Annotated in this window: 17 protein-coding genes, 1 rRNA gene and 1 riboswitch; of the genes, 16 read left to right on the top strand and 2 right to left on the bottom strand. The window is 45.6% G+C overall.

Annotated elements, in window-relative coordinates:
* The first annotated feature begins 155 nt into the window (after positions 1 to 155).
* Positions 156 to 272 (top strand): 5S ribosomal RNA (gene rrf / locus AC1TPC_RS22090).
* 113 nt (positions 273 to 385) lie between these two features.
* On the opposite strand, the gene AC1TPC_RS22095 is transcribed toward rrf, so the two are convergent.
* Positions 386 to 916 carry a transposase gene (locus AC1TPC_RS22095; RefSeq protein WP_482068968.1) on the bottom strand — a complete coding sequence of 177 codons (531 nt, stop codon included), beginning with the start codon at positions 914 to 916 and terminating at the stop codon, positions 386 to 388.
* A gap of 229 nt (positions 917 to 1,145) precedes the next feature.
* Here AC1TPC_RS22095 and AC1TPC_RS22100 point away from each other — a divergent pair, with 229 nt between their 5' ends.
* From AC1TPC_RS22100 to rsmI, 10 genes are all read left to right on the top strand, one after another.
* Positions 1,146 to 1,337: a sigma factor G inhibitor Gin gene (locus AC1TPC_RS22100; protein WP_053373403.1), complete on the top strand. Its 192-nt coding sequence runs from the start codon at positions 1,146 to 1,148 to the stop codon at positions 1,335 to 1,337.
* A gap of 103 nt (positions 1,338 to 1,440) precedes the next feature.
* Entirely contained in the window at positions 1,441 to 2,955 is a 1,515-nt protein-coding gene (locus tag AC1TPC_RS22105) for an aminotransferase class I/II-fold pyridoxal phosphate-dependent enzyme (protein ID WP_482068969.1), read from the top strand.
* Between the two features lie 115 nt (positions 2,956 to 3,070).
* On the top strand, positions 3,071 to 3,739 hold the full coding sequence (tmk, locus tag AC1TPC_RS22110; protein ID WP_482068970.1) for a dTMP kinase: 669 nt from the start codon (positions 3,071 to 3,073) through the stop codon (positions 3,737 to 3,739).
* Between the two features lie 64 nt (positions 3,740 to 3,803).
* On the top strand, positions 3,804 to 4,133 hold the full coding sequence (locus tag AC1TPC_RS22115; protein ID WP_056634702.1) for a cyclic-di-AMP receptor: 330 nt from the start codon (positions 3,804 to 3,806) through the stop codon (positions 4,131 to 4,133).
* A gap of 16 nt (positions 4,134 to 4,149) precedes the next feature.
* Positions 4,150 to 4,593: a YaaR family protein gene (locus AC1TPC_RS22120; protein ID WP_482068971.1), complete on the top strand. Its 444-nt coding sequence runs from the start codon at positions 4,150 to 4,152 to the stop codon at positions 4,591 to 4,593.
* 33 nt (positions 4,594 to 4,626) lie between these two features.
* On the top strand, positions 4,627 to 5,604 hold the full coding sequence (holB, locus tag AC1TPC_RS22125) for a DNA polymerase III subunit delta' (RefSeq protein ID WP_482068972.1): 978 nt from the start codon (positions 4,627 to 4,629) through the stop codon (positions 5,602 to 5,604).
* Positions 5,605 to 5,607: 3 nt separating this feature from the next.
* On the top strand, positions 5,608 to 6,411 hold the full coding sequence (locus AC1TPC_RS22130) for a PSP1 domain-containing protein (protein ID WP_053373398.1): 804 nt from the start codon (positions 5,608 to 5,610) through the stop codon (positions 6,409 to 6,411).
* A gap of 62 nt (positions 6,412 to 6,473) precedes the next feature.
* On the top strand, positions 6,474 to 6,875 hold the full coding sequence (locus AC1TPC_RS22135; RefSeq protein WP_482068973.1) for an initiation-control protein YabA: 402 nt from the start codon (positions 6,474 to 6,476) through the stop codon (positions 6,873 to 6,875).
* Between the two features lie 164 nt (positions 6,876 to 7,039).
* Positions 7,040 to 7,708 (top strand): tRNA1(Val) (adenine(37)-N6)-methyltransferase, encoded by a 669-nt coding sequence (locus AC1TPC_RS22140; protein WP_482069026.1) that lies wholly within the window; start codon positions 7,040 to 7,042, stop codon positions 7,706 to 7,708.
* Positions 7,705 to 8,586, top strand: coding sequence for a 16S rRNA (cytidine(1402)-2'-O)-methyltransferase (gene rsmI / locus AC1TPC_RS22145; RefSeq protein ID WP_482068974.1), 882 nt, complete (start codon positions 7,705 to 7,707; stop codon positions 8,584 to 8,586). The genes AC1TPC_RS22140 and rsmI overlap by 4 nt, the downstream gene beginning before the upstream one ends.
* A gap of 130 nt (positions 8,587 to 8,716) precedes the next feature.
* Here the strand turns inward: rsmI and AC1TPC_RS22150 are convergent, their stop codons facing one another.
* On the bottom strand, positions 8,717 to 8,971 hold the full coding sequence (locus tag AC1TPC_RS22150; RefSeq protein WP_028609554.1) for an AbrB/MazE/SpoVT family DNA-binding domain-containing protein: 255 nt from the start codon (positions 8,969 to 8,971) through the stop codon (positions 8,717 to 8,719).
* A gap of 273 nt (positions 8,972 to 9,244) precedes the next feature.
* On the opposite strand from AC1TPC_RS22150, the gene AC1TPC_RS22155 reads away from it, so the two are divergent.
* The 5 genes from AC1TPC_RS22155 (at position 9,245) to rsmA (ending at position 14,717) form a co-directional block, all read left to right on the top strand.
* Positions 9,245 to 10,543, top strand: a complete 1,299-nt coding sequence (locus AC1TPC_RS22155; RefSeq protein WP_482068975.1) for an HD domain-containing protein — start codon at positions 9,245 to 9,247, stop codon at positions 10,541 to 10,543.
* 23 nt (positions 10,544 to 10,566) lie between these two features.
* Positions 10,567 to 11,334: a TatD family hydrolase gene (locus tag AC1TPC_RS22160; RefSeq protein ID WP_482069027.1), complete on the top strand. Its 768-nt coding sequence runs from the start codon at positions 10,567 to 10,569 to the stop codon at positions 11,332 to 11,334.
* Between the two features lie 183 nt (positions 11,335 to 11,517).
* Positions 11,518 to 11,702: riboswitch (cyclic di-AMP (ydaO/yuaA leader) on the top strand.
* A gap of 248 nt (positions 11,703 to 11,950) precedes the next feature.
* A complete protein-coding gene (locus AC1TPC_RS22165; RefSeq protein WP_482068976.1) occupies positions 11,951 to 13,099 on the top strand; it encodes a ubiquitin-like domain-containing protein in 1,149 nt (382 codons plus the stop codon).
* A gap of 124 nt (positions 13,100 to 13,223) precedes the next feature.
* The gene (rnmV, locus tag AC1TPC_RS22170; protein ID WP_482069028.1) at positions 13,224 to 13,772 is read left to right on the top strand and encodes a ribonuclease M5; all 549 of its coding nucleotides are present in this window, start codon (positions 13,224 to 13,226) and stop codon (positions 13,770 to 13,772) included.
* 3 nt (positions 13,773 to 13,775) lie between these two features.
* On the top strand, positions 13,776 to 14,717 hold the full coding sequence (gene rsmA / locus AC1TPC_RS22175; protein WP_482068977.1) for a 16S rRNA (adenine(1518)-N(6)/adenine(1519)-N(6))-dimethyltransferase RsmA: 942 nt from the start codon (positions 13,776 to 13,778) through the stop codon (positions 14,715 to 14,717).
* Positions 14,718 to 14,730 lie beyond the last annotated feature (13 nt).

The raw sequence follows: 14,730 nt of genomic DNA on the forward strand, positions 1-14,730 counted from the left end.
TCGTAAGCATACGCTAAAAGGTTGTAAGTCAAACCTACATCGTAAGCATACGCTTAAGGTTTGCATGGACCCATACATCCGGCAGACAACAGTTAAAGAGGTTTTCAGCAAACCTAATCTTTCGTATCCAGTTTTCAGCGTGCAAACACGCTACGTTTGGTGGCGATGGCGGAGGGGAACCACGCGTTCCCATACCGAACACGACCGTTAAGCCCTCCAGCGCCAATGGTACTTAGACCGCAGGGTCTTGGGAGAGTAGGACGTCGCCAAGCACGAGAGACCTATCGCATGTGATGCGATAGGTTTTTTGTTTCATCTAGTCCAATAATTCAGTTCAAATAAAAAGGCCTTAGATCGCTCTAATTGAGCGTCTAAGGCCTTTCATTTATCGGCGGTAATAAGATGCTTCCCTAGACTCTAACCTTAGCACGCCGTCCTTCTGTTCCTTACGGAAGGTGAAGGAGAGAAGCAAGCGCGGAATCAGAAGCCAGAGGTGCCAGCTAACGATGCTGATCATCAGTGATTCTTTGATCCATGGATATAGAAGCGCGATGGCGCATAGGCCGATCCAGAACATATGGCGATGAACTCGTCGGAACAAATGCAGCTTAATATCATTGGCAGGCTTAAACCCGATCCAGGGAGGTGTAATCCGCCAAATCCATTTTCGATCAGCTGCTTCGTCTACTCGGATAAATGTCAGCAGTATGATCGCGATATGTATGACCTGGACGACGGCAAAACCAAATAACCAAGAAAACAAGCCGTCCATTTGATACATGAGCATTTGAAAAGCAAGCAAAATAGCTGCAATCAGCAAGTGGCTTTGGATAAGCTCAGGACGAATGATTTTTCTTTTGACTAGCTGGTATTGATAAATGGTAGCATTTTTTTGTTCGGATAGTTTTTGGCGCATGTATAAACGTCCTTCCGTATGAATTAAGCAACTCTCGTTAACTATATCGGTATTAAATAACAATCTGTCCATAGTTTCGGCTAAACAATTTTGCGTGTTTTGTAACCATTAGCCCAGATGCAGCATACGATATATAAATATTTGAAATGAGCTATGAAACAAGTATAAATAGATAGACTATGTGTCATAATAATAGCTATATAGGAACGAACAGAAAGCGGGGATTGTCATGAACGATAATCGCGAGCATAAATGCAATATTTGCAACGAACAGAAAGCCGAAGGCGAAGGCATTCGGATTGTTAGCGGCTTTATTTGCGAGACCTGTGAAGAAGAAATGGTACGAACAGATGTGAAAGATGCGAAATACCCCTTTTTCATTCATCAAATGAAGCAAATCTTTTTGGGTGAAAATGCTTGAGCGGTTTCTGACTACAGAAGCTGCTCTTTTTTTGTTGCCTATATCGGGTACAATAGATGGTATAGAAAAAAGTGGATATTTATTTTGAAAGGAATGCCTTTGTATGAAGAAACTTTTTAATGCTCCGATATTCGAAGCACTTATTGACCATGCTAATGGAAATCCGGTCAGCTTTCATGTTCCTGGTCATCATGGTGGACAAGCATTGAAGCAGGACATATGGATGGATCAAATGAATAATAATCCGTTTGAGTATTTTTATAAGATTATGCAGCTTGACGTGACAGAGCTTTCGCCGACCGATGATTTGCATCATCCTGAAGCATCTATAATGGAAGCACAGCAATTAGCGGCCGCGACATTTGGTGCAGAGGACACTTTTTTTCTAGTGGGAGGAAGCACCTGTGGCAACATCGCATTACTGCTTGCGTTGTGCGAGCCGGATGATGTCATTATCGTGCAGCGCAATGTACATAAGTCGATAATAAACGGTTTGAAGCTTGCAGGTGCTAAAGCGGTATTTCTATCTCCACAAATCGAACCGCAAACGGGACTGGCAACCATTCCTGCGGTGCAGCAGGTAGAAGATGCACTTGCAGCATATCCAGAGGCTAAGGCTGTTTTTTTGTCTAATCCAAATTACTACGGTATGGGTGTAAAGCTGGCAGCTTATGTTGAGGTTGTCCATCGGTACGATAAGCCAATTATGATCGATGAGGCACATGGAGCACATTATGGTCTTCATTCATTGTTTCCACAATCGGCATTGTCCGAAGGAGCAGATGCAGTAGTACAGTCGGCACATAAGACGCTGCCAACCTTAACGATGGGTGCCTTGCTTCATATACAAGGGGACAGGATACCAAGGGATATTCTGCGTCAGTCACTTGCGATGATTCAAAGCTCAAGCCCCTCGTTTCCCATTCTTGCATCCATTGATATTTCCCGAGCAATGATTGACGCTTTGGGAGATGCTTTGTTTGAACAAAGCTTGCTTTCGGCAGCTTCTTTCCGAGATTGGTTGCAGCAGCAACATACAGTAATATGCGAAATGAAAACAGAAGCCGCAAGGCGCGACGGTCTGCTCTTGGACCCATTGCGAGTCGTGCTGTACGACAGGAGCGGTGTTCGATCAGGCTATGAGCTTCAGAAGCATTTGGAGACGTATGGCTGCTTTGCTGAGATGGCTGATCCCTGTTACGTTGTACTCGTATTCGGCATTCAGACCTCCATACACGATACGCAGAGGCTCCAGCAGGCTATTGTCGCAATTAGCGGCGAGGTTAGGGAACAAAGCTTTCAAAGCATTGAAAGCACTGTTGCAAGCAATACGGCCTATATAAACGAGACCATGCAAATAACCAATTCCGAGCCTGTTTCGTTTACTAGAGCAAGGTTTAAGAATAAAACAAGCTTGCGCGTACCATTAAGCGAAGCTGAACACCATCTATCGGCTGAGATGGTTACGCCATATCCGCCAGGCATAGCCATTTTATATCCAGGAGAAAGGATAACAGCGGCTATGATCTCGCATATTCAGCATCTCTCTGCAATGGGGGCGAAATTTCAAGGAGCAGTTGATCCAACGATGGCGACGATTTCGATATACGGAATTTAAGGACGAATAGCCTATGGGATTTAGCATTTGAGGCAAATCTTCATTGTACAAGGGGTATCGCTTTGTTAATATAGAAGAAAGTATAGTTAACATAAACGTTAGGAGAAGCCTTAGCTTGAAAAAAGGTGTTTTCATTACCATAGAAGGCGGCGAAGGTGCCGGCAAATCGACACTGATTGATCAGCTTTCGAATAAGATACTTCAACGGGGGAAATCGGTCCTTATGACGAGAGAGCCCGGAGGGATCCCCATTGCTGAACAAATACGTGCCGTTATATTGGATCGCAGCAATGTCACCATGGATGCAAGAACAGAAGCTCTGCTTTATGCGGCTGCAAGAAGACAGCATTTAGTGGAAAAGGTTGTACCGGCACTTGAGCAGGGCCATATTGTCATTTGTGATCGTTTCGTCGATAGCAGTCTAGCTTACCAAGGGCATGCACGCGGGCTTGGAATGGATGAGGTATGGGCTATTAATCAATTTGCCATCCAAGATCTTATGCCTGATCTGACCATCTATATGGATGTGTCTCCAGACGTGGGACTTGGTCGAATTGCTCAGGCGTCAGAGAGAGAAATCAACCGCCTAGATCTTGAAAAACATTCCTTCCATGAGAAGGTACGAGAAGGCTATATGCAGCTGCTGCAGCAAAATCCTGATCGAATTGTGCTTGTAAATGCCGAACAAAGTCAGAAAAAGGTGTTTACTGACGTTTTACAGGCAATTGATGATCGTTTTGCAGGATTTTTTGCAATTGATGTCAAACTTAAAGGTATGGATTAATTTCTAAGCAACAATAAGCAAGCTCTCAATAACCTATTCTAATAGTAGTCAAGGGGGAATGAAGATGAAATTAGTAATTGCGGTTATTCAAGATAAGGATAGCAACAGACTCTCCAACGCTCTTGTGCGTGAAGGATTTAGAGCAACAAAGCTTGCAAGTACGGGTGGATTTCTGAGAGCAGGAAATACGACTTTTATGATTGGTATTGAGGATGAGCGGGTACATGAGGTTCTGCAAGTGATTAATGCCAATTGCAAGGTGCGTGACCAGCTTGTTACTCCTGTATCTCCTATGGGAGGATCAACGGATTCCTATATCCCATTCCCTGTTGAAGTACAGGTTGGCGGCGCAGCCGTATTCGTAGTACCAGTCGAGAGATTTGAGCATTTTTGAATGGGCGTGACAATCGATGAAAATTGATCAAGGCTTTCGGCCATTAGGCCAAAATCGTGCAGGCAACGAGGCTTCCAGCAAGCAGATTCAGCCTAGAAGCTTTGCCGATGTCATGGTTCAACAAGATGCTGATCGTACGCAGGAGCAACTGCAGCAGAAGCTGCAGGACATTCACAGACAAGGCGATCGTCTTGCGAAAGTGATGACCGTTCGTGAACTGAAGCTATATCGTCAGATGCTCAAGCAATTTTTGGAGGATACCATCAGGCGCGGCGTCGTGCTGAAGGAAGTCAAAGGCTTTGATCGCAGAGGACGAATTAAAAGATATAAACTGCTGGATGAGATTGATGCGACACTCGTCTCGATGGCCGAGGATTTGCTCGATAGCGAGCAAGGCAGAATTGACTTGCTCAACAAGATCGGCGAGATACGAGGCCTCCTTATCAATTTATTGTTTTGATGAGTAACGGGCAGGGAAAGGTTAGGAACGGCTATGAGCCTTGAACAAATAACAGGGCAATGGAAAGCGCAGCGGATTTTGGGTCATGCGCTGCAGAGCGGTAAAATCTCACATGCGTACTTATTTAACGGACCCTCGGGAACCGGTAGAATGGCAATGGCGCGCGAATTTGCAAAGGCGCTGTTCTGTACTGCAGGCGGTGCCGATGCTTGCGGGGAATGCTTGGAGTGCAGAAAGTTCGAGCATGGCAATCAAACGGACTTAACGACAATTGCACCCGATGGCCAATCGATAAAGATCGACCAAATTCGCGAGCTGCAGCGCGATTTTTCTTACCGAAATAGCGGGACGAAGCGCAAGGTATATATGATCGAGCAGGCTGATAAAATGACGGTGCAGGCTGCAAACAGCTTGCTTAAATTTTTGGAGGAGCCTTTATCGCCGGTCGTAGCTATTTTGATTACCGATAATGGACAAGCTGTTCTGCCTACCATTCGCTCTCGTACGCAGTGGGTGCCCTTTCTTCCCATGTCGCCTGAGAGCATGCTGGAGACATTAATTGCTGAAGGAGCGCCGCCAACGATTGCCCGGACTGTTGTTCAATTGACCTCGGGATTGGACGGCGCTAGACAATTTCTCCAGCAGAATCAGTTTGCAGAAATCAGAAGCCTAGTGATACAATTAGGCAAGGAGAGTTTGACCCGATTCACCGCGGCGATGATCACTGCTGGACAACAGCTTTTTAAGACAGATTTAGTAGAGCATACACAATTGCTGTTGTCGTTGTTAGTTATATGGTTTAAAGATTTGATTCAGTTCCAGGCCGGAAGGCAGGACAACATCGTTTTTATAGATCAGTTGGAATGGATAAGCAAGCACGCTTTTGATCGATCGTTCGCAGGCTGGGTGTCCTGCATAGAGCATACGCTTGAAGCAAGTAAGCGTATGCGTGCAAATGTAACGCCTCAGCTCGCATTTGAGCAACTATTGGTAAACTTACAGGAGGGCTAATTCTTGTATAATGTCATCGGTGTTCGCTTCAAGAAAGCGGGCAAGATCTATTACTTTGATCCGGTCGAGCATCCCGTGGATAAGGAGCAACATGTCATTGTTGAAACAGCACGCGGAATCGAATATGGTAAAGTGGTGGTGGGACAGAAGCAAGTCGGTGAATCGGATGTCGTTCTTCCTCTTAAGAAAGTAATTCGCATTGCAAGCGACGTAGACGCTAAGGTCGTCGAAGAAAATCGTGCTGCTGCCAAAAATGCGTTCTCTACTTGTCTTGAGAAGATTAAAGGTCATCAGCTTCGCATGAAGCTGGTAGACGTAGAATTTACGTTTGACCGCAACAAAATTATTTTTTACTTTACGGCAGAAGGGCGAGTCGACTTTCGTGAGTTGGTTAAAGATTTAGCTAGCGTGTTTCGTACACGAATTGAGCTTAGGCAAATTGGTGTACGGGATGAAGCGAAAATGCTCGGCGGAATTGGCCCATGCGGACGAGTGTTGTGCTGTTCCTCTTGGCTCGGTGACTTTGAGCCCGTTTCGATTAAGATGGCCAAGGATCAGAACCTATCGCTTAATCCAACTAAGATATCCGGCTTATGCGGACGTCTGATGTGCTGCCTGAAATATGAGCATGACAATTACGAAAGCATTCGCGAGGAGCTTCCTGCGATTGGAAAATTCGTTGTCACCTCATATGGGGAAGGTAAGGTCACTGGAATAAACACATCCACCAAAAGCGTGTATGTGCAACTATTTGATACACCAGGTAAACCGAAAGAACTGTCGATGGATGATGTCGTCATCAAATAAGCGGCAGAGTGCGATTCTCACGGGTGAGGTTACACTCACGCTTGAAGCTCTGGGGTGGGAACTTGGAGAAGAACGATATTTTTGTAAAAATGGACGAGCTGGATAACCAAGTAGGTACGTTCCATAAGGAGCTGACGGCTTTGAAGCAGAAGGTAAAAGAACTGTTAGAAGACAATAAGCGACTAAGTGAAGAGAATAACCAGCTGCGTCAACTGTTCAAGAGAGAAGCGGAGCTAGAGCGCGAACCAATTAAAGCTCCAGCCAAAGACAAAAAACCGGGTGCGACTCAAGAGGTACAGGTGCTGCCCGATCATGCATTCACGGAAGAGAATGTAGCAATCGGAGAAGGCCATGATAATTTGACCCGGCTGTATCACGAAGGATTCCACATATGCAACGTATATTACGGGCATTTGCGGACGGAGGGCGACTGTTTATTCTGTCTATCCTTTCTAAATAAATAATGGAATCCGTATCGACATGCCGTCCTTGCCGCAAAGGGCGGTATTTTTATTAACTAGGGTCTTGTCAAAAAAAGATTGCAGTCATTACCGATTAATGAAGAGGAGCGGCTTAAAACGTGTCTGAACAAATAACTTTAGCAGCTAACGAACGGCTTGATGATTTAATGACGGAATCGGGACTAAAAATTATACAGAGCAGAGAAGTATTCAGCTTCTCGCTTGATGCCGTGCTGCTCTCCCGGTTCGCAAGCATACCGAAGCATGGGCGAATCGTCGATTTATGTACAGGAAACGGCGTTATTCCCATGCTTCTCACAACTCGAACAAATGCACGGATTGATGCGGTTGAAATTCAACCGAGACTTGCGGATATGGCGAGAAGAAGCGTAGTGCTCAATCAGCTCACAGAGCAAATTACAGTTATTGAGCAGGATTTGAAATTATATCCGAAGCTTGCTGGAAATGGCGTTTATGACGCGGTAACAGTCAATCCGCCCTATATGCCGATGACAGCAGGCGAACAAAATGAAAATGAACATTATGCGATCGCGAGGCATGAAATACACTGTACGCTTGATGATGTAGCAGAAGCATGCTCAAGGCTCGTACGTCCAGGCGGGAAGGTGTCCATGGTTCATCGGCCATCACGCTTGCTGGATATCGTAGAAACGATGCGCAAATGGCGGCTAGAGCCTAAGCGGATACAATTTGTTCATCCTCATGCGAATGCGGAAGCCAATATGGTATTAATAGAAGCGATGCGGGATGGAAAGCCTGATATTAAGCTTCTTCCGCCTATTATGGTTTATGAGAACGGGGTGCAGATCGTTTGAACATACAGAAAAGCTTCTCAGATGCTGCAAAAGAAAACACAGGCAGCCTATATTTAGTAGCGACGCCAATCGGTAATTTAGAGGATATGACCTTCCGGGCGATTCGCACGCTGATGGAAGTGCAGCTTATTGCCGCTGAGGATACAAGGCAAACGCGCAAGCTGCTTACACATTTTGAAATCGGTACGCGTATCGTTAGCTATCATGAACATAATAAGCGAGCAAGCGGACCTGAGCTTATCCGATTGCTGCTAGAGGGACAATCGATTGCACTCGTTAGCGATGCGGGGTTGCCGGCGATTTCCGATCCTGGCGCCGATCTCGTAAAAGAAGCTGTTGAACATAATATTCCTGTAATTCCTATTCCTGGTGCAAATGCCGCATTATCTGCGCTGATTATATCAGGCTTGCCGACAGAACGATTTTTATTTGCCGGGTTTCCGCCGCGCGAACGAAAATCGTTAATGAAATGGCTGAAGGATATGCTGGCTCAGAAAGGAACCCTTCTTTTTTACGAGTCCCCACACCGTATTGTTAAGACATTGGAAGCTGTTTTGGAATGTTTGGGTGATCGTCATATTGCATGCATTAGAGAGCTAACGAAGCGGCATGAAGAGGCTGTGCGCGGCCGGGTATCGGAATGTATCGAATGGTTTTCGGAGCATCCGCCGCTGGGTGAGTTTTGTATCGTCGTGGAAGGATCAGAAGGCTCTGGCGCTATCGAGCAACCAATTGCTGAAATTTGGTGGTCTGAGCTTGACCTTGCTGCTCATGTTGCTCATTACGAGGAGCAATACGATCGAAAGGAAGCGATAAAGATGGTTGCCGTAGATCGAGGATTGCCAAAACGAGATGTATATAACGAGGTTAATAGATAAAGATGTATAGATAACCATTAACTAGACAAAAAAAAGACCTTCCTGGCCGGGTTCAAGCGCAGGAAGGCATCAAGGAGTATAAAAAAGGTTAGAATTAACAAGTTGATAAGTCCAGTATAACCGATTTTTTTTATTTTGTCACAGGTGTTGGCATTTCAGACAAACAAATATGACAAACAATTTTTCCTTTGAAGTAAGATACGTTTTCTGCATTGCCACAGAAGATACATGCAGGCTCGTATTTCTTAAGCATGATGCGCTCGCCATCAACGTAAATCTCAAGTGCATCCTTCTCGCCGATCCCTAGCGTACGGCGTAACTCGATTGGAATAACAACACGACCTAGCTCATCAACCTTACGAACAATACCAGTAGATTTCATCATAATATATCATTGCCCCTCTCAAAATACGATTCGTCATCGTTCGACATAAATTTTGCTTTTTATGATTACTATAATACCAACGATTACCATAATAGTCAACCAATAAAATTGACTTTTATACTTCGATGGGTTAAGTATTTGACTATACACAAGGGTCATATTACTCTGTAATAGAATACAACAGCTTCGACATTTTGGAAACTGATTTACGACACAATTCGACAATAGTTTAACATTTTGTGTCGAAAATATGAACAAAGGAGATGAGAGACGATGAAGCAGCAGTTGACCGAAGAGAAGGTTTTTAAAGACCCTGTCCATCATTATATTTATGTGCAGGACCAGACCATTTGGGACTTGATTAATACGAAGGAGTTCCAGCGTTTGAGAAGAATACGCCAATTAGGAACCTCGTATTTGACCTTTCATGGCGCGGAACACAGCCGATTCTCGCATTCGCTGGGAGTCTATGAAATAACGCGTAAAATTATTTCTCAATTCGAGCGCAACGGCTATCCTGATTGGCCTGCCGAGGAGCGGCTGGTCTCGCTTTGTGCGGCTTTGCTGCATGATGTCGGTCACGGCCCGTTCTCCCACTCCTTAGAAGAAGTATTCGACACGGAACACGAAGAGTGGACCTGCAAAATTATTCTTGAGCATTCGGAAATCAATCATGTGCTGCGAGCTGTATCGGAAGATTTCCCTTCACAGGTTGCTGCAGTTATCCAGAAAACATATCCAAAGCCCATCGTTGTAAGCCTCATATCTAGCCAAATGGATGCTGATCGCATGGATTATTTGCTTAGAGATGCTTATTATACTGGCGTAAACTATGGAACCTTCGATTTAGAGCGCATATTACGCGTATTGCGACCTTATAAAGGGAAAATTGTAGTGAAAGAGAGCGGGATGCATGCCGTAGAGCATTATTTGATGTCTCGCTATCAAATGTATTGGCAGATTTACTTCCATCCAGTAACAAGAAGCTCTGAGATTATTTTACGTCAAATATTTCGTAGAGCACAGGAGCTTTATGTGGGTGGCTATACATTTGAATGGTTGCCGAACCCTCTTAAATGTCTGCTTCATAACAACATGACGGTGAATGATTATTTGAAACTGGATGAGGCGCTAGTTCAAACGGCTTTCACGCAATGGGCAGAGGAGCAGGATTCGCTGTTAAGCGATCTTTGCGATCGATTTATGAACCGTCATTTATATAAGTACATAACGATTGATAACCCTGATGATCAGCTTTTAAATGAGATTAGCGATTGCTTCTCTTCTATAGGAATGAATCCCGATTATCATATGGAAATTGACTTCCCGTTTGACCTGCCATACGACGTATATCGACCGGATAAAAAAGAAGGAGAAAAGAAAGAAAAAGCGCCGATTTTGTTGTTGGACGGTCAGGATGAAATAAGTGAAATATCTGCCAAATCCGACATCGTTCGTTCAATAACCGGATTGCATCAGGGGCAATATCATCTGTATTATCCGGAAGAGCCGCTCAAAAAAAATATTTCACAAATACCTGATTCATTAAAAAAATTATTTAAACTCGACTGAAGGAGCCTGACACTAACATGACATTGCTATTTGATACCCACACCCACTTAGACTCATATAAGTTCGATGAGGATCGCCACGAAGTTATTCAGCGCGCAAAGGATGCAGGCGTGCACATGCTCCTTAATATCGGCTTTAACCGCGAGACCATTCCAACGACGATAGCGCTTGCTGAGCAGTATGAATTTATTTATGCGGCTGTCGGCTGGCACCCGGTTGACAGCATTGACATGCTTCCGGAGGATTTGGAGTGGATAGAGCGTTTATGCGCGCATGAGAAGGTTGTTGCCATCGGTGAGATCGGTCTTGATTATCACTGGGATACCTCGCCCAAAGACGTTCAGCAGCGCGTATTTCGCGAGCAAATCCGTCTTGCCCGTAAAGTAGGCAAACCGATCATTATTCATAATCGTGACGCGCATGAGGATGTTATTCGAATTTTGCAGGAGGAAAATGCAGCCGAGGTTGGCGGGGTCATGCACTGCTTCTCCGGCAGCCCTGAAACCGCGAAGCAATGCCTCGATATGAACTTCTATATTTCGTTCGGGGGACCGGTCACTTTCCAAAATGCAAGGGTTCCCAAAGAGGTGCTCAAGCAGGTTCCGCTCGATAAAATTTTGATTGAAACCGATGCTCCGTATTTGGCTCCCCACCCCTTCAGAGGGAAGCGAAATGAGTCCTCTTATGTGGCACTAGTCGCACAGACGGCAGCCGAATTATTAGGCAAATCGGTAGAAGAAATAGGTGCGATTACGACCGAAAACGGTAAAAAATGTTTTGGTATTGTATAAAAACGAGAGAAACAGAGAGAATTTAAGACCTTTATCGCGTAAAAACTAATTTTTATAGCGATTATCGCTTAATTTTTCCGTCTTTATCCACCATTTTAGCTTAAATCGTCTTTTATCGTATCTTTACAATTCACCTCGTATGAGGTTATGATTCAACTCAGAGCATTACATTTTGTATTGGATTTCCAGTTTGCGCTTAATCTCCATCTGGAGAGCGGGGGAACCAAATACGGGTTTTATGTACCGTGTTTTGAATTCTTCAAGGGGTGAATTTCGGAACCTTTGCCATGAGCATTGCGTTTTCGAATAGGGCGTCTCTCTTGCCCGAATCCGTCAGCTAACCTCGTAAGCGTTCATAGAGAGTGATCAACCTCGTGCATCCATTTTTCTGTATCCCAGCGTAGTCATTTACCGGGAAGCCACGAAACAGATCCTCTGTCGACGGCTTCTTTTTATTTTCGAATAAACGGGAATTTGTCGACATAGGGATAAAAGATGGGGGTGGGAGGATCGATAGCAGTACTGGATTGCGTGCTTGCACGCCAATATACTATAGTCGCGTCAGTTGTATCATGCGTAACACTTGGCGGCGGGGCTATGAAGGAGGACCGATGAAGTGGGAATACTCCAGGTTAAGGACACCCATGGGAAACGATCATCCAGCATGTCTTTCGCATTGCGATGGAAGCGTGAAAACTTGCGTTTGATTCTTTTGAGTGCTACTATCTCAATCGCTATGACTTTCATGTTTTTGGTGTTGTTGTACGGAACGGCTGTCAAAAGCGTCTCCGTAGTAGTGAATGGACAAGAAACCGTTGTGGAAACGAAGCAATGGGTCCTGCAACGCCTACTGGATGAACAAGCTATCGCAATTGGACCACTTGATGAGGTGTCCATACCGCTTAATGCGGCAATAAAGGACGGAGATCGAATTGAGGTAACTCAAGCGATTCCGGTAATTGTGAAAGCTGATGGCAAGACCTCTACTGTATATACGACAGAGAGAACAGTGCAGGCAGCGATCGAGGAATTAAATATTCCAGTTCGTAATCATGATAAAGTAATGCCTCCGCTTAATACGGTAGTTGATTCGGAATTAACGGTAACGGTTGTACGGGTTGACACGAAGGTGTCTGAATCCGAGCGTGCCATGCCGTACTCTATCGTAAAGAAGAAAGATCCTACGCTGGAAGCGGGTAAGGAAAAGCTCGTGCAAACCGGCAAGGAAGGCCTTATTGTTGAACATATCGAGAAGCAGTACGAGGACGGAATTCTCACTTCGAAGAAGATGGTCAGCAAGGTTGTCGAGACCGCTGCGGTGGACCATGTTATCGCGATCGGAACGAAGAAGGCTGAGCCTAAAGTGACTGTGCTCTCAAACAAAAGCCCGAGTGTTGCCATGCTGACAAAGAGCGGTGTAACATTTAAGGCCAAAACCGTACTTAAGAACGTCACGCTGACTGCTTATTCTGCAGGTGTCGCTTCTACAGGTAAAGATTCGGATCATCCGGATTACGGAATTACGGCATCCGGTTCCCGTGTAAAAGAAGGACGGACCATAGCGGTTGATCCGAAGGTTATTCCGATCGGCTGGTGGGTTTATATTGAAGGCATCGGTTTCCGCCGGGCAGAGGATACGGGCAGCGCGGTGAAGGGCAAAAAAATCGACGTATACTTCGATAGCAACAAAACGGCAAATAAGTTTGGCAGGAAGAAAGGCTTTACCGTTTACGTGCTCGGGCCAAATAAACCTTCTTCAAGCTAATTGCAGGATTACCATCATCTTATCGTAATATTCAATTAAATATGCCATCATAAGGAGAGGCACTGCCTCTTCTTTTTGCATGTTTGCGGGCTTATAAGAGTTTATGTTGAAGGGAATGGTCTTGATGATCAAAGAGATCATTGTCGTTGAGGGTAAAGATGATACCGCAGCGATAAAACGGGCGGTTGAAGCGGACACTATAGAGACGAATGGTTCGGCTATCGGTGAGGATGTATTAAGAAGAATAGCGCTGGCGAACGAGCGCCGCGGCGTCATTATATTTACAGATCCCGACCATGCGGGAGAGCGCATTCGCAAAATCGTTGCGAGGCACGCTCCCGGGTGCAAGCATGCTTTTTTGCCGCAGGAGCAGGCGTTGTACAAAGGGGATATCGGCATCGAGAACGCAAGTCCGGATGCGATTCGTACGGCACTCTCAGAGCTCCGTACAGAGTCGCTTCTCGAATCGGGTGAGATAAGCTTTGAGGATTTGATGGAAGCGGGGCTTATCGTGCATCCTGACGCTTCCAATCGGCGCCTTGTTATGGGCAAGCTGCTCGGGATCGGATATGCGAACGGCAAGCAGTTCTATAAGCGTTGTACAAGCTTCCGTATTTCCAAGGTGGAATTTGCAGAAGCGTTCAGACAAATGGAAAAGGAACTGGAGGGATAGAAGTTGAGCGATCACGAACACAATGAGCAAAGCAAGGCATCTGTGAAAACTGCATCCTTCGAGGTGGCAACGCCAAAGCGAACCAAAGAGATTATTGCCAAATACGGCTTCTCTTTCAAAAAAAGCCTCGGGCAGAACTTTCTGATTGACCAAAATATTTTGAACAACATCGTGGCTGCTGCCGAGCTGGACGAGACGAAGGGAGCGCTTGAGATTGGTCCCGGGATTGGCGCGCTTACGCAGCGGCTTGCACAAGCTGCTGGCAAGGTGACGGCTGTGGAGATCGATAATCGGCTTATTCCAATTTTAAAGGACATATTGGCTGAAGAGCAGCACATCACGGTCATACATGGCGATGTGCTCAAGCTTGATTTGAAGCAGCTGTTCGAAGAGCAGTTTGCAGGGGTAACGGGCGTAAGTGTCGTTGCCAATTTGCCGTATTATGTGACTACGCCTATTTTGATGAAGCTGCTCGAGGAGAAGCTGCCGCTTGAGCACATCGTCGTCATGATTCAGAAGGAAGTGGCTGAGCGGATGGCTGCAAAGCCAGGCGGCAAGGAGTACGGCAGCCTAAGCGTAGCCGTTCAGTATTACTGCGTGCCTAAGCTTGTCTGTACGGTGCCGCATACGGTGTTTATTCCGCAGCCCAATGTCGATTCGGCTGTTATTAAGCTATCCCTGCGAGATAAGCCTGCCGTGGATGTGCCTGATGAGGATCATTTTTTCCGTGTCGTGCAGGCGAGCTTCGCGCAGCGAAGGAAGACACTTGCGAACAATCTGACTGCCTTTGTAGGCAAGGAACGGCGCGAGGCATTAACGGAGATGCTCCTGAAGAACGAAATTGACCCTATAAGGCGCGGCGAGACGCTTTCGCTTGAGGAATTTGCGCGTATTAGCCGCAGCATGCTGGAAGCGGGCTGGGGAGCTCAGACGGTTAAGTCATAAAAATACTCACCAT

The organism is Paenibacillus sp. Y280 (assembly GCF_056786335.1).

Coding starts and splice junctions, on each gene's coding strand:
- AC1TPC_RS22095 (WP_482068968.1), bottom strand. CDS start 916: ATGCGCCAAAAACTATCCGAACAAAAAAATGCTACCATTTATCAATAC.
- AC1TPC_RS22100 (WP_053373403.1), top strand. CDS start 1,146: ATGAACGATAATCGCGAGCATAAATGCAATATTTGCAACGAACAGAAA.
- AC1TPC_RS22105 (WP_482068969.1), top strand. CDS start 1,441: ATGAAGAAACTTTTTAATGCTCCGATATTCGAAGCACTTATTGACCAT.
- AC1TPC_RS22115 (WP_056634702.1), top strand. CDS start 3,804: ATGAAATTAGTAATTGCGGTTATTCAAGATAAGGATAGCAACAGACTC.
- AC1TPC_RS22120 (WP_482068971.1), top strand. CDS start 4,150: ATGAAAATTGATCAAGGCTTTCGGCCATTAGGCCAAAATCGTGCAGGC.
- holB (WP_482068972.1), top strand. CDS start 4,627: ATGAGCCTTGAACAAATAACAGGGCAATGGAAAGCGCAGCGGATTTTG.
- AC1TPC_RS22140 (WP_482069026.1), top strand. CDS start 7,040: ATGACGGAATCGGGACTAAAAATTATACAGAGCAGAGAAGTATTCAGC.
- AC1TPC_RS22150 (WP_028609554.1), bottom strand. CDS start 8,971: ATGATGAAATCTACTGGTATTGTTCGTAAGGTTGATGAGCTAGGTCGT.
- AC1TPC_RS22155 (WP_482068975.1), top strand. CDS start 9,245: ATGAAGCAGCAGTTGACCGAAGAGAAGGTTTTTAAAGACCCTGTCCAT.
- rnmV (WP_482069028.1), top strand. CDS start 13,224: ATGATCAAAGAGATCATTGTCGTTGAGGGTAAAGATGATACCGCAGCG.